The organism is Lysobacter sp. N42 (genome assembly GCF_004344885.1).
In genome coordinates, this window is sequence record NZ_SKFB01000044.1 from 1 (window position 1) to 23,937 (window position 23,937).

26 protein-coding genes and 2 pseudogenes are annotated in these 23,937 nt (G+C 72.9%); 16 read left to right on the forward strand and 12 right to left on the reverse strand.

What is annotated here, in order from left to right; all coding sequences use genetic code 11:
* The 3 genes and pseudogenes from EYQ95_RS26455 to EYQ95_RS23230 all read left to right on the forward strand — a co-directional run.
* Window positions 1-336: pseudogene (locus EYQ95_RS26455) on the forward strand (shikimate dehydrogenase); the annotation flags it as partial.
* Window positions 333-608, forward strand: coding sequence for a YkgJ family cysteine cluster protein (locus EYQ95_RS23225; protein WP_132331066.1), 276 nt, complete (start codon window positions 333-335; stop codon window positions 606-608). The pseudogene EYQ95_RS26455 and the gene EYQ95_RS23225, both read left to right, overlap by 4 nt.
* 169 nt (window positions 609-777) lie before the next feature.
* Window positions 778-1,320 carry a hypothetical protein gene (locus EYQ95_RS23230; protein ID WP_132331068.1) on the forward strand — a complete coding sequence of 181 codons (543 nt, stop codon included), beginning with the start codon at window positions 778-780 and terminating at the stop codon, window positions 1,318-1,320.
* A gap of 329 nt (window positions 1,321-1,649) precedes the next feature.
* On the opposite strand, the pseudogene EYQ95_RS23235 reads toward EYQ95_RS23230, so the two are convergent.
* From EYQ95_RS23235 to EYQ95_RS23265, 7 genes and pseudogenes are all read right to left on the reverse strand, one after another.
* A pseudogene (locus tag EYQ95_RS23235) lies at window positions 1,650-3,022 on the reverse strand (DUF58 domain-containing protein).
* On the reverse strand, window positions 3,019-3,957 hold the full coding sequence (locus tag EYQ95_RS23240; RefSeq protein ID WP_370451328.1) for an AAA family ATPase: 939 nt from the start codon (window positions 3,955-3,957) through the stop codon (window positions 3,019-3,021). Before EYQ95_RS23240 ends, EYQ95_RS23235 begins: the two are co-directional and overlap by 4 nt.
* A 38-nt stretch (window positions 3,958-3,995) precedes the next feature.
* Window positions 3,996-5,168, reverse strand: a complete 1,173-nt coding sequence (locus EYQ95_RS23245; RefSeq protein ID WP_132331072.1) for a DUF4350 domain-containing protein — start codon at window positions 5,166-5,168, stop codon at window positions 3,996-3,998.
* Window positions 5,165-6,697, reverse strand: a complete 1,533-nt coding sequence (locus EYQ95_RS23250; protein WP_132331074.1) for a DUF4129 domain-containing protein — start codon at window positions 6,695-6,697, stop codon at window positions 5,165-5,167. The genes EYQ95_RS23245 and EYQ95_RS23250 overlap by 4 nt, the downstream gene beginning before the upstream one ends.
* A complete protein-coding gene (locus EYQ95_RS23255; RefSeq protein ID WP_132331076.1) occupies window positions 6,694-7,704 on the reverse strand; it encodes a stage II sporulation protein M in 1,011 nt (336 codons plus the stop codon). Before EYQ95_RS23255 ends, EYQ95_RS23250 begins: the two co-directional genes overlap by 4 nt.
* On the reverse strand, window positions 7,701-8,387 hold the full coding sequence (locus EYQ95_RS23260) for an RDD family protein (RefSeq protein WP_132331078.1): 687 nt from the start codon (window positions 8,385-8,387) through the stop codon (window positions 7,701-7,703). Before EYQ95_RS23260 ends, EYQ95_RS23255 begins: the two co-directional genes overlap by 4 nt.
* 126 nt (window positions 8,388-8,513) lie before the next feature.
* Window positions 8,514-9,050, reverse strand: a complete 537-nt coding sequence (locus EYQ95_RS23265; protein ID WP_132331080.1) for a gamma carbonic anhydrase family protein — start codon at window positions 9,048-9,050, stop codon at window positions 8,514-8,516.
* A 54-nt stretch (window positions 9,051-9,104) separates the two neighbouring features.
* On the opposite strand from EYQ95_RS23265, the gene EYQ95_RS23270 reads away from it, so the two are divergent.
* Complete coding sequence (locus EYQ95_RS23270; RefSeq protein ID WP_132331109.1) at window positions 9,105-10,499, forward strand: coniferyl aldehyde dehydrogenase; 1,395 nt, start codon at window positions 9,105-9,107, stop codon at window positions 10,497-10,499.
* Between the two features lie 27 nt (window positions 10,500-10,526).
* Here the strand turns inward: EYQ95_RS23270 and ltaE are convergent, their stop codons facing one another.
* Window positions 10,527-11,537: a low-specificity L-threonine aldolase gene (gene ltaE, locus EYQ95_RS23275; RefSeq protein WP_132331082.1), complete on the reverse strand. Its 1,011-nt coding sequence runs from the start codon at window positions 11,535-11,537 to the stop codon at window positions 10,527-10,529.
* A 57-nt stretch (window positions 11,538-11,594) separates the two neighbouring features.
* On the opposite strand from ltaE, the gene xth reads away from it, so the two are divergent.
* The 5 genes from xth to EYQ95_RS26940 all read left to right on the forward strand — a co-directional run bounded on the left by xth (window position 11,595) and on the right by EYQ95_RS26940 (window position 15,757).
* The gene (xth, locus tag EYQ95_RS23280) at window positions 11,595-12,389 is read left to right on the forward strand and encodes an exodeoxyribonuclease III (protein WP_132331084.1); all 795 of its coding nucleotides are present in this window, start codon (window positions 11,595-11,597) and stop codon (window positions 12,387-12,389) included.
* 127 nt (window positions 12,390-12,516) lie between these two features.
* Window positions 12,517-13,020: a hypothetical protein gene (locus EYQ95_RS23285; protein ID WP_243700048.1), complete on the forward strand. Its 504-nt coding sequence runs from the start codon at window positions 12,517-12,519 to the stop codon at window positions 13,018-13,020.
* A gap of 267 nt (window positions 13,021-13,287) precedes the next feature.
* Window positions 13,288-13,827, forward strand: a complete 540-nt coding sequence (locus EYQ95_RS23290) for a hypothetical protein (protein ID WP_132331086.1) — start codon at window positions 13,288-13,290, stop codon at window positions 13,825-13,827.
* Window positions 13,828-13,881: 54 nt separating this feature from the next.
* Window positions 13,882-14,667, forward strand: a complete 786-nt coding sequence (locus EYQ95_RS23295; RefSeq protein ID WP_132331088.1) for a glycoside hydrolase family 19 protein — start codon at window positions 13,882-13,884, stop codon at window positions 14,665-14,667.
* Window positions 14,582-15,757, forward strand: a complete 1,176-nt coding sequence (locus EYQ95_RS26940; RefSeq protein ID WP_243700049.1) for a peptidoglycan-binding protein — start codon at window positions 14,582-14,584, stop codon at window positions 15,755-15,757. Before EYQ95_RS23295 ends, EYQ95_RS26940 begins: the two co-directional genes overlap by 86 nt.
* Window positions 15,758-15,837: 80 nt before the next feature.
* Here EYQ95_RS26940 and EYQ95_RS23305 read toward each other — a convergent pair whose 3' ends face one another.
* Both EYQ95_RS23305 and EYQ95_RS23310 read right to left on the reverse strand, forming a co-directional pair.
* On the reverse strand, window positions 15,838-16,119 hold the full coding sequence (locus EYQ95_RS23305; protein WP_132331090.1) for a GlsB/YeaQ/YmgE family stress response membrane protein: 282 nt from the start codon (window positions 16,117-16,119) through the stop codon (window positions 15,838-15,840).
* A gap of 185 nt (window positions 16,120-16,304) precedes the next feature.
* Complete coding sequence (locus EYQ95_RS23310; protein WP_132331092.1) at window positions 16,305-17,681, reverse strand: AMP-binding protein; 1,377 nt, start codon at window positions 17,679-17,681, stop codon at window positions 16,305-16,307.
* Window positions 17,682-17,743: 62 nt separating this feature from the next.
* Between EYQ95_RS23310 and EYQ95_RS23315 the strand changes: the two genes are divergently transcribed.
* A complete protein-coding gene (locus tag EYQ95_RS23315) occupies window positions 17,744-18,325 on the forward strand; it encodes a 4'-phosphopantetheinyl transferase superfamily protein (protein WP_132331094.1) in 582 nt (193 codons plus the stop codon).
* A 20-nt stretch (window positions 18,326-18,345) separates the two neighbouring features.
* Here EYQ95_RS23315 and rsmG read toward each other — a convergent pair whose 3' ends face one another.
* On the reverse strand, window positions 18,346-19,011 hold the full coding sequence (rsmG, locus tag EYQ95_RS23320; RefSeq protein ID WP_132331096.1) for a 16S rRNA (guanine(527)-N(7))-methyltransferase RsmG: 666 nt from the start codon (window positions 19,009-19,011) through the stop codon (window positions 18,346-18,348).
* 147 nt (window positions 19,012-19,158) lie between these two features.
* Between rsmG and EYQ95_RS23325 the strand changes: the two genes are divergently transcribed.
* The 4 genes from EYQ95_RS23325 (at window position 19,159) to EYQ95_RS23340 (ending at window position 22,095) form a co-directional block, all read left to right on the forward strand.
* The gene (locus EYQ95_RS23325) at window positions 19,159-19,965 is read left to right on the forward strand and encodes a ParA family protein (protein WP_132331098.1); all 807 of its coding nucleotides are present in this window, start codon (window positions 19,159-19,161) and stop codon (window positions 19,963-19,965) included.
* Complete coding sequence (locus EYQ95_RS23330; protein WP_132331100.1) at window positions 19,962-20,879, forward strand: ParB/RepB/Spo0J family partition protein; 918 nt, start codon at window positions 19,962-19,964, stop codon at window positions 20,877-20,879. The genes EYQ95_RS23325 and EYQ95_RS23330 overlap by 4 nt, the downstream gene beginning before the upstream one ends.
* 143 nt (window positions 20,880-21,022) lie before the next feature.
* Window positions 21,023-21,751 carry a glycosyltransferase family 2 protein gene (locus EYQ95_RS23335; RefSeq protein WP_132331102.1) on the forward strand — a complete coding sequence of 243 codons (729 nt, stop codon included), beginning with the start codon at window positions 21,023-21,025 and terminating at the stop codon, window positions 21,749-21,751.
* Between the two features lie 2 nt (window positions 21,752-21,753).
* Window positions 21,754-22,095: a lipid-A-disaccharide synthase N-terminal domain-containing protein gene (locus EYQ95_RS23340; protein WP_132331103.1), complete on the forward strand. Its 342-nt coding sequence runs from the start codon at window positions 21,754-21,756 to the stop codon at window positions 22,093-22,095.
* 121 nt (window positions 22,096-22,216) lie between these two features.
* Here the strand turns inward: EYQ95_RS23340 and EYQ95_RS23345 are convergent, their stop codons facing one another.
* Window positions 22,217-22,627, reverse strand: coding sequence for a GFA family protein (locus EYQ95_RS23345; protein WP_132331105.1), 411 nt, complete (start codon window positions 22,625-22,627; stop codon window positions 22,217-22,219).
* A 492-nt stretch (window positions 22,628-23,119) separates the two neighbouring features.
* Here EYQ95_RS23345 and rpmB point away from each other — a divergent pair, with 492 nt between their 5' ends.
* Together rpmB and rpmG are read left to right on the forward strand one after the other, a co-directional pair.
* Window positions 23,120-23,356: a 50S ribosomal protein L28 gene (gene rpmB / locus EYQ95_RS23350; RefSeq protein WP_132331107.1), complete on the forward strand. Its 237-nt coding sequence runs from the start codon at window positions 23,120-23,122 to the stop codon at window positions 23,354-23,356.
* 13 nt (window positions 23,357-23,369) lie between these two features.
* A complete protein-coding gene (gene rpmG / locus EYQ95_RS23355; RefSeq protein ID WP_123088055.1) occupies window positions 23,370-23,534 on the forward strand; it encodes a 50S ribosomal protein L33 in 165 nt (54 codons plus the stop codon).
* Window positions 23,535-23,937: the final 403 nt, after the last annotated feature.

Consider the following 23,937-nt stretch of genomic DNA (forward strand, 5'->3'; position numbering starts at 1 on the left):
GCCTCGGCGCCGGCCCCGGCCGCGACGGCGGCGGACGCCATCGGCTGCATCGACGTCGCCGTCAACGCGACCTCCGCCGCCCGGGGCGGCGCGGCCCCCTGGCACGCGCTGCACGACGTGCTGGCGCGGGCCACCGCCGCGGTCGACCTCGGCTACGGCGAGGCCGCGCATGCCTTCCTCGACTTCGCGCGCGGCGCCGGCGTCGGGCATCGCATCGACGGGCTGGGCATGCTGGTCGAGCAGGCCGCCGAAAGCTTCCGTCTGTGGCATGGCATGGCCCCGGACGCCGCGCCGGTGCTCGCCGCCCTGCGCGACGAGCTGGGCGCGCCGCCATGAGCCTGGCCTGCCGCGCCGGCTGCGCGGCCTGCTGCATCGCGCCCTCGATCAGCTCGCCGGTTCCCGGCATGTCCGGCGGCAAGCCGGCGGGCGTGCCCTGCGTGCAGCTGGACGAAGCCCTGCGCTGCCGCCTGTTCAGCGACCCGCGGCGCCCGCGCGTGTGCGCTGCCCTGCGCTCCACCGAGGGCATGTGCGGGCGCTCCCGCGGGGAGGCGCTGGCCGGCCTGGCCGCGCTGGAGGCGGCGACCGCGCCGCCCCGGGCGCGCGCATGACGCGCGCGGCGTGGAACAGGGACGCGGGCCGCTGTCGAGCCGTGCCGGATGCCCCGGGTCGCGTACTGTTAACGTAACCGCCTCCAGACTTCGCGCGCCCGCGGCACCGCCGGGCGCCGCCACGCCACGGAGTGGCTGCTGCGGCCGACGACCGCGCCCCCGAGGCTCCATGCACGCACGCACGCACCCTGCCGACCCCGCCGACCGCCATGTCGAGATCCCCTCGCAGTGGCTGGACTTCGGCCCCGACGACCCGCTCGAGGCCGAGCGCTGGATCAACCCCTGCGCCGCCTGTGGCGCGCAGCCCTCGCTCGGCCTGATCGACCTGCGCTGGCAGGTGCGCTGCGCCTGTGGCCAGTGCGGCACGCAGGCGCAGCTGGCGGCGATCGCCGCGGTGAACTGGAACAAGTCCCCGCTCTCGCGCCATCCGCACTACCGCGACCTGCCCTTCTTCGGCCTGCGCGGCCTCACCGTGCCGCAGGCCCGCGCCAAGCTGATCACCGTGCGCGAGTACCTGGAGGAGCAGAAGCGCCGCTGCGAGCGCCGCATCCGCGCGCGCGAGAACTTCGGCCACCGCTACCACCAGCGCATCCGCGCCTACCTGGCCTGGGCGATCTATGCGCAGGGACTGGTGAAGGAGGCGGAGAACCAGCTGATCGCGCGCGCGCAGCAGGCCGCGGACGTCGCGGTGGCCGGCCGCGTGGTGAACTGAAGCGACCGGCGCGGCGCGCCGCGCGGTCTCCCGGATGCGACGCTCAGGTCCTGGGCGTGATGCCCGACCTCGCAAAGGCCGGAGCGCCGGGTTTCCGCCATTCGCGGACTCCGGCACGGGCGGCTGCTGCGCCCTCGGCCCGCCTCTCGAAGGCGAACGCGTGAGTTCGCAGGCAGCGGATCCGCGCACACGGGTGGATATGCGGTGCTGGCGCGCCAGCGCGCGTCGAGTCTCGGCTCAGTACCGTCAGCAGCGGACATGGCGCAGACGCCGGTGTCCGCGGCCGTCCGCCCGCCGGCATGACCGCGTGGGCCGGATGCCGATCCGGCCTACAGCAACCCGTCCCGCTTGATCGAAAGGTATTTCTCGACCAGCCCGCCGGCAGCTGGTCGCAGGTGACGTCGAGCACCGTGACGCCGTGGCTGCGCAGGGCCTCGTGGGCCGCGTCGCGCTGGGCGAGGTACTGCGCCGTCGCCGCCGTGCGCAGGGCGTCGGAGAGTTCGGCGGGCTCCTGCGCCAGCGTGCGGTCGAGCACGGCCTCGCGCAGGGAGGCGATGCAGACCAGGTGGCGGCGGCGCAGCAGCGCGACCGCGGCGAGCACGTCGTCCATGTCCTCGTCGCGCAGGTTGGTGACCAGCATCACCAGCGCGCGGCGGCGCTGGCGCAGCGCGAGTTCGGTGGCGGCGGCGAGGAAGTCGGTGGCGACGGGGCGCGGCTGCAGCGCGTAGGCGGCGCGCAGCAGGCGGTCGATGGCCGCACTGCCGCGCTGCGGCGGCACCCAGGCGGTGTCGCCGCCGTGGGCGAGCAGGCCGACCGCGTCGCCCTGGCGCAGGGCGAGCCAGGCCACCACCAGCGCGGCGTCGAGCACGTGGTCGAAATGGCTCATGGCATCCCCCGCCGTGCCGGGGGCGGGCTCGCGCGCCATCAGGCGGCGGCCGGTGTCGAGCATCAGCACCACCTGCTGGTTGCGCTCGTCCTGGTACTCGCGCGAGACCAGCCGGCGCGTGCGCGCGGTGGCCTTCCAGTCGATCTGGCGCAGCGAATCGCCCACGCGGTATTCGCGCATCTGGTGGAAGTCGGTGCCTTCGCCGCGGCGGCGCTTGAGGTGCGCGCCGACCAGCCGCGAGGCCTGCTCGGAGGAGAACAGCGCGAACTTCGCCAGCGGCGCGAAGTTCGGGTACACGCGCACACGCTGCGGCGCGCCCACGACGACGTCGCGGCGGAACAGGCGCCAGGGGGAATGCAGGCGCAGCTGGGTGCCCGCGAATTCGCGGTCGCCGCGGGCCTGCGGCGTCAGGTGGTAGTCGACCGACGTGGCGATGCCCGGTCGCAGGTCGAGCCGGCGCGGCAGGCCTTCGCCGGTCCAGTCGCCGGGGTGCAGGTCGTAGACGTCCAGGCGCTGGCGGCGCCCGGTGTCGAGCGCGAGCGTGGCCTGCGTGCGCACGCCCACGGGCCAGGTGTCCGGCGCGCGGCGCGCCACGCGCGGGGCGGGCATCGCGAGCAGGCGTGCCACGTCGACCAGCGCCACCAGCCCGAGCGCGATGCCGGCCCAGCGCCACACCTCCGGCGCCAGGCGCTCGAGCGTGACCGGTACGCCCAGCGCCGCCCATGCCGCGAGCGCGGCCAGCAGCGCGGCCGCCGGACGTGGCCAGGCACGCGATGCGGTCGCGTCGCTCGAGGGGCGGGCCGGCGTGGCGCTCACTGCTGCGGCGCGTCCACGCGGGCCAGCAGCGCCCGCAGCACGGTGTCGGTGGACTGGCCTTCCAGCTGCAGCTCCGGCGCCAGCAGGATGCGATGGCGCAGTGCGGGCAGGGCGATTTCGCGCACGTCGTCGGGGGTGACGAAGTCGCGGCCGGCGAGCACCGCCTGCGCGCGCGCGCAGCGCACCAGGGCGATCGAGCCGCGCGGGCCGGCGCCGAGCGCGATGCCGGCCCAGTCGCGCGTGGCCGCGGCGATGCGCACGGCGTAGTCGATCACCGCATCGTCCACGTGCAGCTGCGCGGTGGCGGCCTGCATCGCGACCAGCTCCTCCGGGCCCATCACGCGCGGCACGCGCGAGAGGTCGAACGTGCTGGCCGCGCCGCGGCTGACGTCGGCCACCATGCGGCGTTCGTCGGCGAGCCCGGGATAGCCGATCAGCACCTTGAGCAGGAAGCGGTCGAGCTGCGCCTCCGGCAGCGGATAGGTGCCCTCGTGCTCCAGCGGGTTCTGCGTGGCCAGCGCCATGAACGGCGGCGGCAGTTCGAAGCTCTGGCCCTCGATGGTGACCTGGCGCTCGGCCATGGCTTCCAGCAGCGCCGCCTGGGTCTTGGCCGGCGCGCGGTTGATCTCGTCGGCCAGCAGCAGGTTGGTGAACACCGGGCCGCGACGGATGGAGAAGGTCTCGGTCTTCGGATCCCACACGGCGTGGCCGCTGATGTCGCTGGGCATGAGGTCGGGGGTGAACTGCACGCGGGCGAAGCCGCAGTCCAGCGCCTGCGCGAGCGCACGCACCAGCAGCGTCTTGCCCAGCCCGGGCACGCCCTCGATCAGCACGTGGCCGCCGGCCAACAGGGCGACGAGGATCTGCTCGAGGGTCTGCGCCTGGCCGATGAAGGCCGCGCCCACGGCCTCGCGCAGGCGCGCGGCGGCCTCCATGACGGGCTCGCCGGAGGGCAGGGAGGTCGGGGCGTCGGTCATAGCCGGTTTCTCATGCGGACAAGGAGGGCGATGCGCGCGAGCAGGCTCCTGCCGTCGCGCGGATCGGGTGGGGTGAGGGCGTCGACGATCTGCGCCGGCGGCATCCGCAGGCGCGTCGCCAGGTACTCGACCTGCGCCTGCCCGGCGAGCGCGGCGCCATGCGGATCGCGGCGGCGCAGGCGGGCGAGGAAGGCCCCGCGCATGGCGTCGAACAGGCGGTCGCCGTCGCCGTAGCGCCACTGGTGTTCGCCGCTGGCGCCCACGTGCTCCAGCAGCGAGCGGCGCTCGCGCGCGGGCGAGGGGATCTGCGGCCCGAAGCGGCGCGCGCGGGCCCACAGCCAGCCGGCCAGCAGGAGCGCGAGCGGCAGCCACGCGCGCCAGGCCTCGCGCAACAGCCAGGTCCACAGCGAGGGCATGGCGGCGACATGCACCAGGTGCACCGTGCCGCTGCGGTCCATGCGGGCGACGAGCTGGCGCGCCAGCGCCACGTGGGTGCAGTCCTGCAGGCCGTCGGCCGCCTGGTCGCGCTCGCCGGTGCGCAGGAAGTCGAGCTCGGCCAGCACGTCGACCATGCCTTCGCCCAGCGGGATGCGCGCGAAGGCATCGCCCGCGTCGTCGCCCCAGCGCAGGCGCGCATGCGGCGGCGCGTCGAAACGGCGGCCCTCGCAGAACTCGCGATGCGCCGACAGCCCGGGCAGGCGCAGGTCGAGGCAGGCCGGCGGCGCCAGGTGCGTGCGCACGCCCACGGCATCGAGCAGGGGCACGGGCAGCGTGCTCGCGCCGGCGCGTCGCGTGCGTTGCAGAACGTCGACCGCCGGCTCCGGTGCGGGCGTGGCGACCACCAGGTAGCCGCCACCGCGCACCCAGCGCAGCAGGGCGTCGACGTCGTCCCCGGCCAGCATCCGCGGGTCGCCGTCCAGCACGAGGCTGTCGCGCGGGCCCAGTGCCATCGCATCCGGATCCATGCGCCGCCACGGGCGCACGCGGCGGCCGTCCTTCTCCAGCGCGATGCGCAGGGCGAAGAGCGGGTTGGTCGCGGCCTCGCCGGTGCGCGGCAGGTCGACCGTTTCGCTCACGCGCTCGTAGGCATGCCGCCACCACGCGATACCGCCACTGAGCAGCGCGAGGCCCAGCACGACCAGCGGGAGCCAGCGCAGGGCGGCCTTCATCGGATCCACCCGAACTGCACCGCCGCATCGGCGAGCAGCGCATCGAAGGCCGCGTCCGGCGGAATGCGGTCGGCATACGCCGCCTGCTGCCACAGGCGCACGACCGCAGCGAAGGCGCGGCGCGGAGCCTCGGGCAGTGCCTGCGAGGCGCGCAGGCACTGCGCTTCGGTCGCACCCGGCGGCAGGGCACGGCCGGTCGCGGCGACCATCGCCTCCACCGCGGCCCGGTAGACGAGCGCGAGCGCTTCGCGCGGTTGCGCCGTCGCCCACAGGCGGCGTGCAGTGCCGACGACGTCATCGGGCAGCGGCTCGGCGGCCGGCAGGGCCTGCTCGCGCGCGGGCGCGGGCTTGGCGATGGTCGGCCCGGCCAGCCGGCGCAACCAGGGCCACCAGCGCCGCGCCGTCCAGGCCAGAAGCCCGACGGCGAGCGCCGCCAGGGCCCACAGCAGCACCTCCGCGATCGTGCCGACCGCGGCGGCCAGATCGCCGAGCCAGGCCGGCGCCCGGTCCCGCTCGCGTGCGTCCGGCTTGCGCTCGCGCGGCTTCCACTGCTGCAGCACGCGGCGCGGGTTCACGCGCGGGTCGGCATAGGCACGCTGCACCGCGCGGTCGAAGCTTCCGGGCGGGGCGTAATCGCCACCGAACTGCGCGACCAGCGGGGTCTCGGCGGCACGCGGCGACGGGCAGGCCGGGGCCGGGCGCGGCGGGTCGGCCGCACGCGCCGGGAACGCGGCCAGCCCGAGCGCCAGCGCCAGCGTGAGCACGCCCGCAGCCGCCTGCAGGCGCGCCCGCAGGCGACGGAAGGCCAGCTCGATGTCCCAACCTTCGATCTCGGTGCGGCGGTTGAGGTAGAGCCCGAAACCCGCGCCCACGTGGAAGGGCTCGAGCAGGCTGGTGGCGGCCCAGGCCAGCGCGTTTTCCAGCAGCTGCAGCCACACCGGCGACTCCAGCACCCAGGTCCAGGCCTGCTGGAGCGAGCCCATCAGGTGCTCCTCCGGCACGAACAGGAAGGCGAGCATGCCGAGGCCAAGGGTGAGTGCCGCCTCGAAATGCAGGAAGACGATCAGCGTGAGCGCGGCGATGCCGTAGGCCGGGCCGGCGACCACGCGCCGTCGCACGGCGGCCTGCGCGGGCGTGCCGCCTTCGAGCACGTCGACCGGCATGAGCAGGGCGCGCGCCGGCGACAGGCGTCGCCAGGTCAGGTAGGCCAGCATCGCGTACCCGCCTCCGCGCAGCGCCTCGCGCAGCGTCGTGCGCGTGCAGGGCACCTCGCCGAACACCGCGCGCGAGAGCACGAACAGCGGCAGGCGCGCGAACAGCGGCTTGAGCCACCACATCAGCACCGCGGCCAGCCAGAGCATGTCCAGCGCATACATCGCGGCGTTGACCAGCGCGAACACCGGCAGCGTGAGCACGAGCCAGGGCGCCCAGACCGCACGCGCGTGGCGGCGCACCAGCGCGGTGCCCAGTTCCACCGCCTCCCAGGACGAACGCGGTCGCAGCACGACCGTGAGCGCGTCGATCCTCATGGCGGCGCCCCGTCGCCCGGCACGCGGCCACGGCCGCCCAGCAGCAGCCAGGCATGCACGCCCGCCCACAGCACCGCCGCCACCGCGTACTTGATCCAGGCCGGCATCCAGCCGATCGACGACCAGAACGCCTCGATGAAGGCCGCGACGAGCAGCATCACGAACACGCCGGCGGCGATCAGCGCGCCGCGGCGGCCGCCCTCGACGAGCGCGTCGATGCGCCGCAGCCGGCCCGGCGCGACCAAGCGTAGGCCCAGCTGCAGGCCCGCGCCACCGGCGATCCAGATCGCGGTGAGCTCGAACGCCCCGTGTCCGACGATGAAGCGCCACAGCGGGTCGCCATGGCCCACCGCCTGCAGGTGCCCGGCGATGCCGCCGAGGAAGGCGCCGTTGAACAGCAGCACCACGATCGTGCCCACGCCCGCCAGCAGGCCGCTGGCGAACGTGCGGAAGCCGATGGAGATGTTGTTCCAGACGTAGTGGCCGAACATGGCCACGTCGGTGCCGTCGTCGCGGCCGAGGCGGCGCTGCGGGTCGGCGGGGTCGTACATCTGCTCGAACTGCGTCAGCTGCTCGGGCGAGAACATCGAGGCCGAGAGATCGGGCTGCCACTGGATCGCGGCGAAGGCCAGCACCGCGGGCAGGTAGAGCAGGAGCGCGGCGGCGATCATGCAGCCGCGTTCGGCGCGCACCAGCCGCGGGAAGCCGGCGACCAGGAAGACCAGCAGCCGGTGCCAGCGCGGCGGCGGCGTGCGGTAGAGCACGGCATGCCCGCGCTGCATCAGCACCTGCAGGCGTGCGGTAAGCGCCGGGCTGTAGCCGCGGCGCCGCGCGAGTGCCAGGTGCTGGCACAGGCGACGGTAGCGCGCGGGCACGTCGGCATCGCGCAGCTCGGGCAGCTCGCGCTCGCGCCGGGCGCGGCGCAGGCTTTCGCCGCGCCCGTCCAGCCAGCGCTCGAACGCGTCCCATTCGGCCTGGTGCCGGGCGACGAAGGCCTCCTGCTTCATGCGCGCCCCAGCAGCCAGTTGGCGATCGCGTACAGGCGACGCGCGGCCTGCCCGCCATGCGCCTGCACCAGGGGCGAGGCGAGGTCGGCCAGCTCGTCGCGCCGCGCCGGCGTGAGGCCCGGCGCGCGCTCGGCGAACGCCAGCACCGCCGCCTGCTCGCCCGGCTGAAGCGGCGTCGGCGGCGGGCTGGGCGCGACCGCGGGCACGGCGGCGGCGGCGTCCTGCCGCAGGCGGTGCACGACCAGCGTGCCCGCGACCATGTCGCCCAGCCGGCGCGCCGCCGGGTCGCAGAGGCAGGCGACCAGGCCCGCCGCATACCCGAAGGGCAGCATGTCGACCGTGCGCAGCAGGTTGCGGGTGAACGAGGCGCGCCAGCCGATCGGGGCGCCGTCGGCGGAGACCACCTGCAGCCCCAGCGCGCGCTTGCCGGGCGTGCGGCCGTCGAACACCGCCTCGAACACCACGGGATAGAACCAGAACACGACGAACAGCAGCACGAGGTAGGCGCCCATGCCGGCCGCGCCCAGCAGGCCCAGCGCGATGCCGGCGAGGAACAGCAGCGCCAGCCGCAGCGCGAAGTCGATCAGCCAGGCCAGCGCGCGCGGCACCGGGCCGGCCACCGGCAGGTGCAGCGCCACGCCTTCGGGCGTCACGATCTCGTGGTGGGTGTCCAGGCGATCCATGCGGTGGTGGGCTCAGGCCCGGATGGCGCGCGCGCCCTCGCATGGCCGACCCTGCGCCGCGGCATTGGCTCGCATCGTGCAGACACTCCCCTGTTCCCGCGCCGACTCTACCGGCCGCGCGGGGCTTCAGCCAGCGCCGAGGTAGCGGTTCTTGAGCCGCACGTAGTGCTGCGCCGAGTAGTACAGGCCCTCGACCTCCGCGTCCGACAGCATGCGCACCTTCTTCGCCGGATTGCCCAGCCAGAGTTCGCGTTCGCCGACCACCTTGCCCGGCGGCACCACCGCGCCGGCACCGACGAAGCCGTGGCGCTTCACCACCGCGCCGTCGAGCACGATCGCGCCCATCCCGATCAGCACCGCGTCCTCGATCACGCAGGCATGGATGATCGCCTTGTGGCCGATGGTCACGTCGGCGCCGATGCGGGTGGCAAAGCCGCCGAGCTTCGCGTGCGGGCCGTCGTGGCTGACGTGGATCACCGTGCCGTCCTGCACGTTGGTGCGCTCGCCGATGCGCACGAAGTTGACGTCGCCGCGGATCACGGTGCCGGGCCAGACGGAGACGTCGTCGCCGAGCACGACGTCGCCGATCACGGAGGCGGCCTCGTCGACGTAGGTGCGCGCGCCGAGGACGGGGAAATGGTCGAGATAGCGTCGGATGGCCATGCGAGGATTGTAGGCGTCACGCCGGCCCACCCGGCCCGGACCGCGCTCATGGACATGAAGACCAACGACCTGCCCGCCACGCTGCAGCGCCTGCGCGAGGCCTGGCGCCGCGCGAAGCCCGGCATCGCCCAGCGCGAGGCCGACCTGCGCCGCCTTCGCACGGCCTTGCGCGCGCGGCAGGCGGAGATGGACGCGGCGATCCGTGCCGATTTCGGCCATCGCTCCACGCACGAGAACCTCGTGGCCGAATCGCTGGTCACGCTGGCGGAGATCGACCACGCGCTCGCGCACCTGCGTCGCTGGACGCGGCCGCGGCGTGTCTCCGTGGGCTGGCGCCTGTGGCCGGGGCGCGCGCGGGTGCGGCCGATGCCGGTGGGGGTGGTGGGCATCATCGCGCCGTGGAACTACCCGGTGAATCTCGCACTGGTTCCGCTGGTTTCGGCGATCGCCGCGGGCAACCACGTCTACCTGAAGCCGAGCGAGCACACGCCGCGCACCAGCGAGTGGCTGCGTACCCTGCTGGCCGACGTGTTCCCGGCGGACCGGGTGGCCGTCGCGCTCGGCGGCGCGGACGTGGGGGGCGCGTTCGCCGCGCTGCCCTTCGACCACCTGCTGTTCACCGGCTCCGCCGCGGTGGGCCGCAAGGTGCTGGCCGCGGCCGCGCCCCGGCTCACACCGGTCACCCTCGAGCTCGGCGGCAAGGCGCCCGCGATCGTGTGCCCGGATTACCCGCTCCGCACGGCCGCGCGGCGCATCGCCACCGGCAAGTGGTTCAACGCCGGGCAGACCTGCATCGGCGTGGACTACGTGCTCGTCGACGCGCCGCGCCGCGAGGCCTTCGTGCGCCTGCTCCTGGACGAGCTTGGCGCGCGCTATACCGACATCGCGCGCAACCCCGACTACACGCGCATCATCAACGATGCGCAGTACGCGCGCCTGGCGCATTACGTCGACGAAGCGCGCGAAGCCGGCGTCGAAGTGCACCAGCCCTTCGGCGCGGGCGATGCCGCGATGCGCCTGCTGCCGCCGACGCTGCTCGTCGAGCCGCCCGCGCAGCTGGCCGTGATGCGCGAGGAGATCTTCGGCCCGGTGCTTCCGGTACTCGGGTACTCCACGCTGGACGAGGCCATCGCACGCATCAATGCGCTCGAGCGGCCGCTCGCGCTCTATCCCTTCAGCCACGATCGCGGCAGCGTGGATCGCATCGTCGACGGCACGCTGGCCGGCGGCGTCACCGTGAACGACACGCTGCTGCACTTCGGCGCGCAGGGCCTGCCCTTCGGTGGCATCGGACCCAGCGGCATGGGCGCGATCCACGGACGCGCCGGCTTCGAGACCTTCAGCAAGCTGCTGCCGGTGTTCGAGCAGCATCGCGTGGCCGCCACCGACTGGCTGCGGCCGCCGTATCGTGGCCTGATCGATCGGGCGATCCGCTTGCTGGCGCGTTAGCAGGCGCGAACCGGAAGGCGACCGCTTTCAGACGGCGAAGCCTGCGAAGGCCTCGAGCGTCCGCGCCACCGCCTCGTCATCGACATCCAGGTGCGTGACCAGCCGCACCTGCGGCAGGTAGCCGGTCGAAACGAGGATGCCGGCCTCGGCCAAGTGCGCCTTCAGCGCCGGCTGGCGCTGCACCGGGATGTCCACGAACACCATGTTGGTGTGCTGCGCCGACACCGGGAAGCCGGCGTCGCGCAGGCCGTCCGCCAGCGCCGCGGCGCGCGCGTGGTCGTCCGCCAGCCGGGCCACGTGGTGGTCGAGCGCATGCAGCGCGCCCGCGGCCAGGATGCCGGCCTGGCGCATGCCGCCACCGCAGACCTTGCGCCAGCGCCGGGCCCGCTCGATCAGGTCCCGCGATCCGGCCAGCACCGAACCCACCGGCGCGCCCAGGCCCTTGGACAGGCAGACCGATACGCTGTCGAAATGCTGCGCGATTTCCCGCACCGGCACGCCCAGCGCGACGGCGGCGTTATACACGCGGGCACCGTCGAGGTGCAGCGCGAGCCCGCGCCGGTCACAGAGCGCGCGCGCCGCAGCGAGGTAGTCGAGCGGGATCACCCGGCCGTGCCAGGTGTTCTCCAGCGCCAGCAGGCGCGTGCGCGCGAAGTGCGGGTCCACCGGCTTGATCGCGCGCTCCACCGCCTCCAGCGGCAGCGTGCCGTCGGCCGCGTGTGGAATGGGCTGCGGCTGGATGGAACCAAGGACCGCGGCGCCGCCGCCCTCGTACTTGTAGGTATGCGCGTCCATGCCGACGACGTACTCGTCGCCACGCTCGCAGTGCGCCAGAAGCGCGACGAGGTTGGCCTGCGTGCCGCTGGGCGTGAACAGCGCGGCCTCGAAGCCCAGGTCGGCGCCCACGCGCGTTTGCAGCGAATTGACGGTCGGATCCTCGCCGTAGACGTCATCCCCCACCTCGGCGGCCAGCATCGCCGCGCGCATCGCGGCAGTGGGGCGGGTGACGGTGTCGCTGCGCAGGTCGATCGGCTTCATGGCGGGAATGCGGGAATGGCGAGCCGCGATCATGCCAGCGGCCGCTAGACTGCGCGCATGAAGATCGCCAGCTGGAACGTCAATTCCCTCAACGTGCGCCTGCCGCACCTCGCGCAGTGGCTGGCCGCGGCCCGGCCCGACGTGGTCGCGCTGCAGGAGACCAAGCTCGAGGACGCGCGCTTTCCCGATGGCGACATCGCCGCCATGGGCTACCGCAGCGTGTTTTCCGGCCAGAAGACGTACAACGGCGTGGCGATCCTCGCGCGCATGGACGGCCCCGCGGGCGCCGGGCTGTCGGACGTGCAGGCCGGCATCCCCGGCTTCGACGACGAGCAGCGGCGCGTGCTCGCCGCCACGGTGAACGGCGTGCGCATCGTCGACGTCTACGTGGTCAATGGCCAGAGCGTGGGCAGCGACAAGTACGCCTACAAGCTGCGCTGGCTCGAGGCGCTGCACGCATGGCTGCGCGAGGAGCTGCAGCGGCATCCGCGCCTGGTGCTGCTGGGCGACTTCAACATCGCACCGGACGAGCGCGACGTGCACGACCCCGTGCAATGGCACGAGGGCCACATCCTGACCTCGCGCGCCGAGCGCGATGCACTCGACCGCCTGCACGCGCTCGGCCTGCACGATGCCTTCCGCGCGCTCAACCCGGATACGCGCGAGTTCAGCTGGTGGGACTACCGCCAGTTCGCCTTCCGCCGAAACCTCGGCCTGCGCATCGACCTGACGCTGGTGTCCGAAGCCCTGCGCGCCGACTGCGTCGCCGCCGGCATCGACCGCGAGCCGCGGACCTGGGAACGCCCAAGCGACCATGCACCGGCGTGGGTGGCGCTCCGGCAGGCCGTGTAGCGTTGCTGCGGACTGCGCATCGCGAGGCCGCCTCCACCCGCTCGCTGCAGGCCCGGTGGTTCACACACATCCGGCCGCGCATGCGCTAGCCTCGTTGCCCGAGCCATGGACAGGGCAGGACGCAGGCATGAAGCATCGCGCAGGGGCAGCTCTTCTCGGTTTGATCTTCGCGCTCGCAGGCTGCGACCGTGCCTCTACGCCCCTGGCCGCACCCGCGCGGCCTGCATCCGCATCCGCCACTGCGCTCGCGACCGCGCCTGCGCCGCAGGCCACGGCGCCTGAAGCCTGCCCCGATACCGACTTCGACGCCTTCCTCAAGCGTTTCGAGACGAGTGCCGATGCGCAACGCGCCGCCAGCGCCGATCCGCTGACCATGACCCGCATCGACGCGGATGCGCAGCCCGAGCCGGCGCCCGTCACCCGCCGGATGCCGCGCGCGCAGGTGCGATTCCCGGTGCTGCCCGACGCCGCCACCCGCCGGGCCCAAGGCCTGGAGCTGCGGGTCAGCTCGCGTGGCGGGAACGCGCGCGACGTGGTGGTCGGCCTGCCCGACAGCGGCGCGCAGGTGCGCCTGGCGTTCGAGCTGCGTGACTGCTGGACGCTCGTGCGCGTCGACGATGAATCCATCTAGCGCCGCCTTGTAACGGCAGTGTTCGGCGACCCACAGGCCGCTGGCGTCTCCCGCAGCCGCGATATTCGGAACAGCCATCCCCGCAGGACAGAACGATCGATGACGATATCCGCATCACGCATGCCCCTGCGTGCCGCATTGCTCCTGGTTGCGATCGGACTGGTACCGGGGTGCCAGCCGGCAGAGCCGCGCGCAGCGGGTGCTGCAGCAGGGACCTCGGCAGCCGCGCGGACCACCCAGACAGCCACACCCCCTGCATCGCCGGGTGTGCCACCGCCGATCACCGCCGATCGATTGGCCCGGTTCGTTCCCGCGGGGTATCGCCTGGTCGACGCCACGCAGGGTGCGCTGACGGGGCCTGGCACGCAGGGTGCGGTCCTCGTGATCGAGGCCATTGCGGATCCCGGCAGTCAGCTGGGTGAGAGCGGGCGGCGCCAGGTCATTCTGCTGGCGCGCGACGCGGGCGATGCGTTGCGAGTTGTCGGCCGCAACGACCGGATCGTTCCGTGCTCGACGTGCGGCGGACTGGCCGGGGATCCCTACGGCTACACGCAGGTCGATGCCGGCCGCTTCACGATCGCCACTGGCGGAGGCTCGCGCGAGCGTTGGGCCAACGACTACACGTTCGCCTATGAGCCCGACGCGCGACGATTCGTTCTGGACGGCGTGAAGCGCAGCGTGACCGACACCCACACGGATGCACACCGGATCGTGACGAGCGATCCCCGGGACTTCGGCGTCATCGCGTTCGACGACTTCGATCCCGGGCAACTCGGCGATGCGCCCGTGCTCGACGGCGCGGAGTGACCGTGCCCGCAAGTCCCTGCAGTAACCCCATCCTTGTTGGAACAGGAGCTCGTAATGGCGACGGAACGCGAGCTTCAGCTGCTGAGGGCGGCCGCGAGTGCCGGCATTACCGACCGGACGGAACTGGCGAACTTCATGGCACAGGTCGGACATGAGTCCGGCGGGCTCGGCAGGCTCGAGGAAAGTTTCCGCTACACCCGCAGCGCCGAGCAGGTGGCCTCCGTGGTGCGATCGGCCATGCGCAACGGGCGTCCCACGCTGGAAGCCGCGCGACTCGAGGCGCTCGAGGGCCGGCCCGAAGCCTTGGCGGAGCTGATGTACGGCGGCCGCATGGGCAACGACCGGATCGGCGATGGTTATCGCTACCGCGGACGTGGCTACATCCAGCTGACCGGGCGCCAGACATATCGCGCGGCGGGTGAAGCACTGGGTATCGACCTCGAGCGCAATCCGCAGCTTGCCACCGAACCTGGGACCGCGGCCCGGATTGCCGTCTGGTACTGGCAGACGCGCGTACGTGCCGAGGACCGGGGCGACGTACGCGCGGCCGGAGCCGCCATCAACGGACGGGATCCACCGAACGGCCTGGCCGACCGCGAGCGTCGGTTCGAGCAGTGGAACCGTGTACTTCTCGAGCGCGGTCACGAGCTCCTGAGCGATGTCGGCCAGCGGCCTACCACTGCAATACCCGTACTGCCTCCTGCTGACCCCGGCGAGCCCGCACACCCGCCAGGTACGCTCCTTCGACGACGTGATGCGCGTGATGTTGCCGGCGCGGCACGGTGTCAATCCGCACCTGACCAGCGACTACGGCCAGCGCTGGCTCAATGGCCGGCGTGACCACCACGGCGGCGTCGATTTCAACTACGTGGGCGGGCAGAACGGCATCAACCTGCGCCATCCGGTGGTGCGCTCGCCGGTGGCCGGCATGGTGATCTACGGCGACGGCCAAGGCGCGTATGGCACGGTCAGGATCCGCGACGGCGCGGGGAACGTGCATGAGATCCTCCATCTGCACTCACGCAGCGTGCGCGTCACCAGCCCGCCGACGCGCATCGAGGCGGGTGATCCCATAGGCACCATGGGAGGCCGTGGCCCGCGCGGCGCCGGCCAGTATCCGCAGCACGTCCACTACCAGATCCGTGACCCGGGTGGCCGAACGGTCGATCCCGAGGTGTTCTGGCATGGCCGGCGGACCGGAGTGCCGACCAGGACGCGGTCGAAGGACGAACACGTGGATGAAGTATGCAAGCCGTTTCCCAATCGCCATGCCGCCATGGCCGACGGCCTGCTGCGCCGCGGCGAGCGCGGCGACGACGTCCTGGCCCTGCAGCAGAGCCTCAACCGCCTGGGGGCACGCGACGCGCACGGCAACCCGCTGGTGGAGGACGGGCGCTTCGGGGACCGCACTTACGAGGCGGTCGAGGCCTATCAGCGCGCGCATGGGCTCAAGGTCGACGGCATCGTCGGCCCGCGCACACTCGAAAGCATCAGGGGCCTGATCCCGCTATGCGAGGTGCCCGCGCGGGCGCCGCCGCCCGCGCAGCGTGCCATCCATGCCGATCACCCGGCACATCCCGACCATGCCACCTATCAGCGCATCCATGCATGGGTGCAGGGCACCGGGCATTGGAACGAGGAGCAGGCGCGCAACGTGAGCGCCGCGCTGTATCGCGCGCAGGCAGCCGATCCCATGGTGCAACGCGTCGATCACGTCGTCGGCAGCCGCGGACGGGACGGCGCGGAAAACGTGTTCGCCGTGTACGCGCCCTACGGCGATCGCGAGCCCATCTTCCATGTCGGGGTGGATGGACGCATCGCCAGCCAGGAGCCGGCAGCCGTCGCGCTGGAGCAGGCCGAGCGCGCGCGCATGCAGCAGCTGGACGGATCGCAGCAGCCCGTGCAGTCGGCCGGCATGCGCATGGGCTGACAGCTCGAACCCCGCCCGAGGCCGAAAAAAAAGGCCCGGGATGTCCCGGGCCCTTTCCTCATGCGCGGCGAAGCCGGTGCTCAGCGCACGCGGCCGCGACGGAACATGTTGACGATGGCGAGCAGGATCACGGCGCCCAGCAGCGAGAACAGCAGGCTCGACAGGCTGAAGTCGCCCTGGTTGATGTCGCCGGCGTCGCCGATCAGCATGCCGCCGAGCCAGCCGCCGATGAAGGCGCCGACGATGCCGACCACGATGTTCATGAGTGCGCCCTGCTGGGCGTCGGTCCTCATGATCTTGCTGGCGATCCAGCCGATGATGCCGCCGACGACCAACCAAACGATGAAACCGACAATGCTCATGACGCGTCTCCTTTCCAGTGCGGGGTGAATTCGGCACCCCGTAGTGCGGGGCGCGATCGAGTCTGGAAAGGCGGCCGTGACGGACGCGTGTGAAATGCAAGCGGCGGATGAACGCGTGCCGATGCACGGCGTGTAGGCCGTGCGAAGACGTTGCACGGGTCGAGGCGAAGCGACGGCCGTCGGCGTCAGTGGTGACTGTTCTGCAACAACGCGAGCACGGCCGCGCGCGGAAGCTTGCCGGTTTCGTTGCGCGGCAATTGTGCGACGCAACGCAGGCGCCTGGGCAGGAAGACCGGGTCCACTTGGCTGCGCAGCGCCCGCAGGATGTCGGCGGGCGTGCGCCCGGGGGCCACTGCGAGCGCGGCGATGCGCCGCACGCCATGGGCGTCGGCGTCCAGCTGCACGACGACGCCGTCCTGCACGCCCGGTACGGCGAGCAGGCGCCGGGTGAGGTCGCCCAGCGAGGCGCGCTTGCCGGCGATCTCCAGCAGGTCCGCATTGCGCCCACGCAGTTCGAAGCGCCCGTCGGGCAGCAGTTCGACCAGGTCGGCCAGCGGCACGGGCGCGGGCAGGTGGGCGGCGCTGGCCAGCGTGCCGTCGGGCTGCGGGCTGAGCTGCACGCCGGGGAGCGGCGTCCAGGCATCGCCCAGCGCGGTGCGTCGACGCGCGAGGATGCAGGTCTCGGTCGAGCCGAAGAGCTCGCGCACCTCGCAGCCGAAGGCGTCCTCGGCGGCCTGCGCCAGCTCGCGCGGCAGCGGCGCGGTGGCCGAGACGATGCCGGCCACGGCCGGCAGCGAGAACGCGGGATCGTCCGTGCGCGCCTGCACCAGCGCGCGCAGGTGCACGGGCGTGGTCACCAGCAGCGCGGGACGCGGGCAGTCGGCCAGCGCGCGTGCCACGTCCTGCGGGAAGAACGGGCGCGCGCCGTGCACCGCGACGTCGCCCAGCAGGGGCAGCATCACCGACATCTCCATGCCGTACATGTGCTGCGGCGGCACGGTGGCGACCAGCGGCGTGGTCACGCCCGGATGCAGCAGGTCCGCGATCGCGGCGAGGTTCTGCGCGGTGCTGGTGGCGAAGCCCGCCAGCGTCTTGGGGTTCGGTCTGGGCTGCCCGGTGCTGCCGGAGGTGAAGCCGACGACCAGCGTGGCGTCGGCCAGCAGTTGCAGGGGCGGGCCATCGAGTTCGTCGAGCACCGCCGGCAGGCGCCAGGTGCGCGCCGGCGCGCTGGCCAGGTCGGCATCGGCGATGCAGATCGCATCGGGGTGCTCGCCGAGCACCGCGTCGACCACGCCGGGGGCTCGCGAGGACGGCAGCAGCGTCACCTGTCCGCGCACGGCGGCCGCGCACAGCGCGACGATGAAGCGGTAGCGGTCCTCGCAGAGGTTCACCGCATGGTGCGCGGCCGGCAGCCGGGCGGCCACGGCGCGGACATGGCGCTCGAAGCCGGCACGGGTCACGGGCGTCAGGCCGTCGAAGGCGACCACCCGGTCCGGCGGCCCGGCCACCAGCGCGGCCAGGCGCGGTGCCTGCGTTGTTTCGAACTCGACGACGGCTGCCATGCGCCCCTGCCCGCGTAAACCCCGCGCTACTTTACGCTGCGCCCCTCCGCCCGGTCAGCCGCATGCCCGTTCCGCTTCATGACCTCGCCGTCGGGCCCGTGCGCCTGGCCCTGCTGCCGCATGCCGGCGGCCGCGGCGAGTCCGCCGCGCGGGCCTGGCTCGCCGCAGGGCTGGGCCTGGCGCCGGATGCGCTGGCGCTGCCGCGCGATGCCCACGGCCGGCCGGCGCTGGGTCGACCGGGCCGGGACTGCAACTGGAGCCATAGCGGTGACCGCTTGCTGGTCGCGCTGGCCGAGGGCGCGCGGGTGGGCGTCGACCTGGAGCTGCGCCGGCCGCGGCCGAAGGCGCTGGAGATCGCGCGCCGCTACTTCCATCCGCAGGAGGCCGTGCGGCTGGCCGCGCTGGATGGACGGGAGCGCGAAGCGGCCTTCCTGCGCCTGTGGTGCGCCAAGGAGGCCGTGCTCAAGGCGCATGGCCGCGGGCTGGCCCATGGCCTGGGCCGCTTCGGCATCGCGGGGTTCGAGGAGGCGGGCGCGCCGTTGCGGCTCGCGGTCGACGACGGTGCCCTGGGCCGCGGCTGGCGCCTGCGCGCCTTCGACTGGCCGGAAGCGATCGCCGTGGTCGCCTGGCGGCCCGACCCGTAGCCGCGACCAGGCCGCAGGGCCTACGCTGCCGGCATTCCTTCGCGTCCGACCACCACCAGATGGCGCTCGGCGCCCAGGCCCGGAACGTCCAGCGCATGGCTGGCCCGCAGGCGCCAGCCGGGCGGCAGCTGCGCCAGTTCATCGGCGGGGTGGACGCCCTTCATCGCCAGCAGCACGCCGTCCCCGGCGAGCAGGTGGCCGCCGAGTTCGAGGATCCGCGGAATGGTCGCCAGCGCGCGCGCGGTGATCGCCGCGTAGGCGCCGGGCTCGTCCAGCGCCTCGATGCGCGATTCCGCGACCCGCACGTCGGCTAGCCCGAGCTCGCGGATCGCCTGCCGCATGAAGCGCGCCTTCTTGCCCGCGCTCTCCACCAGCGTCACCTTCAGGCCCGGCTTGACGATGGCCAGCGGGATGCCCGGCAGGCCGGCGCCGGTGCCCAGGTCGGCCAGCGCGCCGGCCGACTCCGCCAGCGGGTCCACGAAGCGGTGCATCGCCAGCGCGTCGAGCAGGTGCTTGACCACCATCTCGCGCGGGTCGCGGATGGCGGTGAGGTTGTAGGTGGCGTTCCAGCGCACCAGCAGGGCGAGGTAGTCGAGCAGCTTCGGCGCATGGCCGGCATCGAGCCCGAGCGCGGCCAGGCCGGACTCGAGCATCGGACGAAGGTCGGAGGGCAGGGACGCGGCCATCCCTACAGTATGACCGGCAGCGCCCGCCCGCCCGCGTGCTGCGGCGCGGCGGCGGGTATCCTTGTCGGTCCCGACCCGACTCCCGCCTGCCGTCCGCGGCGGCGGCGCGCCGGGCCGCGTCATCCCACCCCGAGCAGGACGAGCCGAATGGCCCGCATCATCGCCATCGCCAACCAGAAGGGCGGCGTCGGCAAGACCACCACCGCCGTCAACCTCGCCGCCGGGCTGGCACGCGCGCCGCAGCGCGTGCTGCTGGTCGACCTCGACCCGCAGGGCAACGCGACGATGGGCTCGGGCGTGGACAAGCGCGCGATCGAGGCCTCGATCACCGAAGTGCTGCTGGGCGAGGTGGAAGCGCGCGAGGCCATCGTGCGCACCGCCGAGGACTTCGACCTGCTGCCCGGCAACATCGACCTCACCGCGGCCGAGATCCGGCTGATGGACCAGGACGCGCGCGAGCAGCGCCTCAAGGCCGTGCTCGAGCCGCTGCGTGGCGACTACGACTTCATCCTGATCGACTGCCCGCCCGCGCTCTCGCTGCTCACGCTCAACGCGCTCACCGCGGCCGATTCGGTGATCGTGCCGATGCAGTGCGAGTACTACGCGCTGGAGGGCATTTCCGCGCTGATGGAGACGGTCGAGGCGATCCGCGCGCGGCTCAACCCGAAGCTCGAGATCGAGGGCGTGCTGCGCACCATGTTCGACGTGCGCAACAACCTGGCCAACGCGGTCTCGGCCGAGCTGATCAACCACTTCGGCGACAAGGTCTTCCGCACCATCGTGCCGCGCAACGTGCGCCTGGCCGAGGCGCCGAGCCATGGCCAGTCGATCGTCGGCTACGACCGCGCCAGCCGCGGCGGCGTCGCGTATCTCGGCCTGGCGGGCGAGGTCGTGCGCCGCACGAAGGAGCGCGAGCAGGCCGCGAAGAAGGCAGTGAAGGAGGCCGCGGCATGAGCACGGCGAAGAAGCGCGGCCTGGGGCGCGGGCTGGAAGCGCTGCTCGGCCCGAAGGCCGCGGCGGAGGCACCGCAGATCGTGGAGGCGCAGCCGGGCGATACGCTGCGCCAGCTGCCCGTCGATGCGCTCGTCGCCGGCAAGTACCAGCCGCGCCGCCACTGGGACGAGGACAAGCTCGCCGAGCTGGCCGAGTCGATCAAGGCCCAGGGCGTGATCCAGCCCATCGTGGTGCGCGAGATCCGCGACCACGGCGGCAAGACCTTCGAGATCATCGCCGGCGAGCGCCGCTGGCGCGCCTCGAAGCTGGCCGGGCTGGCCGAGATCCCGGTGGTGGTGCGCGAGGTCGACGACCGCACCGTCGTGGCGATGGCGCTGATCGAGAACATCCAGCGCGAGGACCTCAACCCGCTGGAGGAGGCGCAGGCGCTGCAGCGCCTCATCGACGAGTTCGACCTCACCCATGCGCAGGCCGCCGAGGCCGTGGGCCGCTCGCGCGCGGCGGTGTCCAACCTGCTGCGCCTGCTCGAGCTGCCGCCGGAGATCCGCGTGCTGGTGGAGACGCGCGCGCTGGAGATGGGCCATGCGCGCGCGCTGCTCCCGCTGGGTGCGCAGGCCGCGGTGGCGCTGGCGCGGCAGGCGGCCGAGCACGGCTGGTCGGTGCGCGAGGTCGAGCACCGCGTGCAGCAGCTCATGGCGGGGCAGGTGCCGGGCGGCAACGGCAAGGCACGCAGCGCCCGGGCCAAGCCGGCCGCCGACATCGTCTCGCTCGAGCGCGAGCTCGCGGAAGTGCTCGGCACCCGGGTGTCGGTGCTCAACGGCCGCGGCAACAAGGGCCGGCTCGTGATCCATTACAGCGACCTCGAATCGCTGGACGGCGTGCTCGAACGCCTGCGCGGGCCGCGCGCCGAGTAATCCGGGCCCGCGCGATACCGGTGTCGCGCGGCGCCGGCGCCCGGCATGGCGCCGCGCATCGGCCGCCCGGGGAACTCCGGGCGACAATGCCGCTCCAATGCACGCCTGCAGGGATGCGGCGAACGTCTTCCCGCGAGAACCCCATGACGCCTGCGCCCCTGCCGCTCTCCGTCGTCGTCCCCGTCTACAACGAGGAGGGCAACGTCGCCCCGCTGGTGCGCGAGATCCTGGCCGCGCTGCGCGGCGTGACCGCGTTCGAGATCGTCTACGTCGACGACTGTTCGACCGACGGAACGCTGGCCGCGCTGGCCGCCCTCAAGGCCGACGTGCCGGAGCTGCGCGTGGTGCGGCACGTGAGCAACGCCGGGCAGAGCACCGCCATCCGCAACGGGGTGAAGGCCGCGCGCGGCGCGTGGATCGCCACGCTCGACGGCGATGGGCAGAACGATCCGGCCGACATTCCCAAGCTGCTCGAAACGCGCGATGCCTCGCCGGCCGACGTCAGGATGTTCGCCGGCTGGCGCGTGAAGCGCCAGGACAGCGGCAGCAAGCGCTGGGCGTCGAAGTGGGCCAATGCCATCCGTGCGTCGATGCTGAAGGACGCCACGCCCGACACCGGCTGCGGCATCAAGCTCTTCGAGCGCGCGGCCTTCCTCGAGCTGCCCTACTTCGACCACATGCACCGTTACCTGCCGGCGCTGATGCAGCGCGCCGGCTGGAAGACGGTGAGCGTGCCGGTGAACCACCGCCCGCGCGGCGCGGGCGTGTCCAAGTACAACAACCTGGGCCGCGCGCTGGTGGGCATCCGCGACCTGCGCGGCGTGGCCTGGCTGATCGCGCGCAGCCGGCGCACGGCGGTCGAGGAAGTCTGAGCATGGTCGCCGACTTCATGAACGCGCCGATCCCGTGGCTGGAATGGACGGGGCTGCATGCCTCGCCCTGGAAGCTGATCGGGCTCACCGGTGCGCTGATGTTCGGCGGGCGCTGGCTGGTGCAGTTCGTCGCGTCCCGGCGCGCCGGCAAGCCGGTGATCCCGCGCCTGTTCTGGTACATGAGCGTGGCCGGCAGCCTGATGACGCTGAGCTACTTCCTGTTCTCGCAGAAGCAGGACGCGGTTGGCATCGTGCAGAACCTGTTCCCCGCATTCACCGCGGTCTACAGCCTGTACCTGGACATCCGCCACCGCGGCTGGAAGCGCGACCGGGCAGGGCATTAGCGCGGATCGGCATTCAACGTTCACGGATGCCCGCGCTCGCGGGCATGGCGACGTGGGCCGACTGTCGGCTCGTACTCGAGCGCGGGCGTGCCCCGATGCGAGCGCGGCGCCTCGCGCGCAGCTAGGGATGCGATTCGATGCCGGCCAGCGCGGGCATCGCCGTCCAGCCATGACGGCGCGCGGCGTAGACCTCCACGCTGGGCGGCGGGAGCGTCGCGTCGGCGAAGGCGCCGCCCGCCACCACCACCAGCCCCGGGTCGCGGTCCATCGTCCACCAGACCGTGGAGCCGCAGCGCGGGCAGAAGCGGAAGTCGATGGCGCGGCCGCTGTCGGCCGTGCGGCGAAAGTGCGCGGCCTCGCCGCTCGGGGCCACGGCCTCCGCCGGGAAGCGGACCTGCCAGCCGAAGGGTGCGCCCGTGCGGCGCTGGCAGTCATGGCAGTGGCAGATCGACACCCGCACCGGCTCGCCGCGGCAGTCGAGGGCGAGCTGGCCGCAGGCACAGGCGGCGCGACGGGATACGGCGGCGTCCATGGCGGCTCCGGCGTGGGGAGCGGCAAGCCTAGCCCGGGTGGGCGCGGCGCACCCGGGGCCGTCCGTCGTGCAGATGAAGTTGCGATGGTCGGGCAGCGTTGGCGCGACGGCCACGTCGAGGCCGCGCGGGCGCCGCCCGGGCGCGCTGCGCTGATCCGCGCGATCCGGTCCGCGCAGGCTGAACGGGGCAGGGCGCCGGCGGAGCCGGGAATGCGCCGTAAGTGCTTGCCGGGCAAGGGCCAGGCCGCCATAATGCGCGGCTCGCTGCGTCCGCCGGCCCTGCCGGATCGCCGACGTCGAACGGAAAGCGCGTTTTCCGTTCCCTGCGAACCGCCCGCCCTGCGCGGGTCCCGCCCGCATCGCGTGACGTGGCCGAAGGTTCGGTCGCGCCGGGGCCGCCGCCTCCCTGGCCAAGGGAAGCAACCCGTGCGGATCCCTCCGCACAAGCCCGGCCATCCCTGGCCGGACTCCTCAAACGAGCACGAGGTGCGTATGTCCAAAGTCTGCCAGGTGACCGGCAAGCGTACGGTGACGGGTAACAACGTCTCCCACGCCAACAACAAGACCCGTCGTCGTTTCCAGCCGAACCTCCACGAGCGCCGCTTCTGGGTGGCCTCCGAGAACCGCTGGGTCCGCCTGCGCGTTTCCACCAATGCCCTGCGCACCATCGACAAGAACGGCATCGACGCCGTGCTCGCCGATCTCCGCGCCCGTGGCGAGAAGATCTGAGGAGTAGACGACGATGGCTTCCAAGCGCGACAAGATCCGCCTGATCTCCACCGCCGGCACCGGTCACTTCTACACGACCGACAAGAACAAGAAGAACACCCCCGGCAAGATGGAAATCAAGAAGTACGACCCGGTCGTGCGCAAGCACGTGCCGTACAAGGAAGGCAAGATCAAGTGACGCATCGGTGCGCTCATGCGGAGCGTGAGCGCCTTTGCCGATGCGTCATCCCCGGGACGACCGGGTCCAGCCTTTTCGAGAAAGCCCGCCGCGAGGCGGGCTTTTTCGTTGCAGGTCCGGCGTGCCCGCGGAGGGCCGGGGCGGCTTGCCGCGACGTCACCGCCAGCGGGGATCGGCCGTCCTCACCCGGCTTCGGCGCTCCGCGTCGCCTGCACGCACGTGGCGCGTGGCGCGCCGGCTCTCGCTCCAGGGGGGAACGCACTCGACCGCAGGGCGGTCCGCGTCCATGGAGGCCGGCAGGACGGCCGGGATCCGAGGCCGGGCGTCCTAGGTCGAATCGACATTCAGGTATACCCGGAGAGACTGGCGGGCATGGCCAGTCAATCCCCACGCCCCAGCCGTT

Excerpts from the sequence above, each read along its gene's own strand:
- EYQ95_RS23225 (WP_132331066.1), top strand. The coding sequence starts at position 333 with ATGAGCCTGGCCTGCCGCGCCGGCTGCGCGGCCTGCTGCATCGCGCCC.
- EYQ95_RS23230 (WP_132331068.1), top strand. The coding sequence starts at position 778 with ATGCACGCACGCACGCACCCTGCCGACCCCGCCGACCGCCATGTCGAG.
- EYQ95_RS23240 (WP_370451328.1), bottom strand. The coding sequence starts at position 3,957 with ATGGAGGCCGCCGCGCGCCTGCGCGAGGCCGTGGGCGCGGCCTTCATC.
- EYQ95_RS23245 (WP_132331072.1), bottom strand. The coding sequence starts at position 5,168 with ATGAAGGCCGCCCTGCGCTGGCTCCCGCTGGTCGTGCTGGGCCTCGCG.
- EYQ95_RS23250 (WP_132331074.1), bottom strand. The coding sequence starts at position 6,697 with ATGAGGATCGACGCGCTCACGGTCGTGCTGCGACCGCGTTCGTCCTGG.
- EYQ95_RS23255 (WP_132331076.1), bottom strand. The coding sequence starts at position 7,704 with ATGAAGCAGGAGGCCTTCGTCGCCCGGCACCAGGCCGAATGGGACGCG.
- EYQ95_RS23260 (WP_132331078.1), bottom strand. The coding sequence starts at position 8,387 with ATGGATCGCCTGGACACCCACCACGAGATCGTGACGCCCGAAGGCGTG.
- EYQ95_RS23265 (WP_132331080.1), bottom strand. The coding sequence starts at position 9,050 with ATGGCCATCCGACGCTATCTCGACCATTTCCCCGTCCTCGGCGCGCGC.
- EYQ95_RS23270 (WP_132331109.1), top strand. The coding sequence starts at position 9,105 with ATGAAGACCAACGACCTGCCCGCCACGCTGCAGCGCCTGCGCGAGGCC.
- ltaE (WP_132331082.1), bottom strand. The coding sequence starts at position 11,537 with ATGAAGCCGATCGACCTGCGCAGCGACACCGTCACCCGCCCCACTGCC.
- xth (WP_132331084.1), top strand. The coding sequence starts at position 11,595 with ATGAAGATCGCCAGCTGGAACGTCAATTCCCTCAACGTGCGCCTGCCG.
- EYQ95_RS23285 (WP_243700048.1), top strand. The coding sequence starts at position 12,517 with ATGAAGCATCGCGCAGGGGCAGCTCTTCTCGGTTTGATCTTCGCGCTC.
- EYQ95_RS23295 (WP_132331088.1), top strand. The coding sequence starts at position 13,882 with ATGGCGACGGAACGCGAGCTTCAGCTGCTGAGGGCGGCCGCGAGTGCC.
- EYQ95_RS26940 (WP_243700049.1), top strand. The coding sequence starts at position 14,582 with ATGCGCGTGATGTTGCCGGCGCGGCACGGTGTCAATCCGCACCTGACC.
- EYQ95_RS23305 (WP_132331090.1), bottom strand. The coding sequence starts at position 16,119 with ATGAGCATTGTCGGTTTCATCGTTTGGTTGGTCGTCGGCGGCATCATC.
- EYQ95_RS23310 (WP_132331092.1), bottom strand. The coding sequence starts at position 17,681 with ATGGCAGCCGTCGTCGAGTTCGAAACAACGCAGGCACCGCGCCTGGCC.
- EYQ95_RS23315 (WP_132331094.1), top strand. The coding sequence starts at position 17,744 with ATGCCCGTTCCGCTTCATGACCTCGCCGTCGGGCCCGTGCGCCTGGCC.
- rsmG (WP_132331096.1), bottom strand. The coding sequence starts at position 19,011 with ATGGCCGCGTCCCTGCCCTCCGACCTTCGTCCGATGCTCGAGTCCGGC.
- EYQ95_RS23325 (WP_132331098.1), top strand. The coding sequence starts at position 19,159 with ATGGCCCGCATCATCGCCATCGCCAACCAGAAGGGCGGCGTCGGCAAG.
- EYQ95_RS23330 (WP_132331100.1), top strand. The coding sequence starts at position 19,962 with ATGAGCACGGCGAAGAAGCGCGGCCTGGGGCGCGGGCTGGAAGCGCTG.
- EYQ95_RS23335 (WP_132331102.1), top strand. The coding sequence starts at position 21,023 with ATGACGCCTGCGCCCCTGCCGCTCTCCGTCGTCGTCCCCGTCTACAAC.
- EYQ95_RS23340 (WP_132331103.1), top strand. The coding sequence starts at position 21,754 with ATGGTCGCCGACTTCATGAACGCGCCGATCCCGTGGCTGGAATGGACG.
- EYQ95_RS23345 (WP_132331105.1), bottom strand. The coding sequence starts at position 22,627 with ATGGACGCCGCCGTATCCCGTCGCGCCGCCTGTGCCTGCGGCCAGCTC.
- rpmB (WP_132331107.1), top strand. The coding sequence starts at position 23,120 with ATGTCCAAAGTCTGCCAGGTGACCGGCAAGCGTACGGTGACGGGTAAC.
- rpmG (WP_123088055.1), top strand. The coding sequence starts at position 23,370 with ATGGCTTCCAAGCGCGACAAGATCCGCCTGATCTCCACCGCCGGCACC.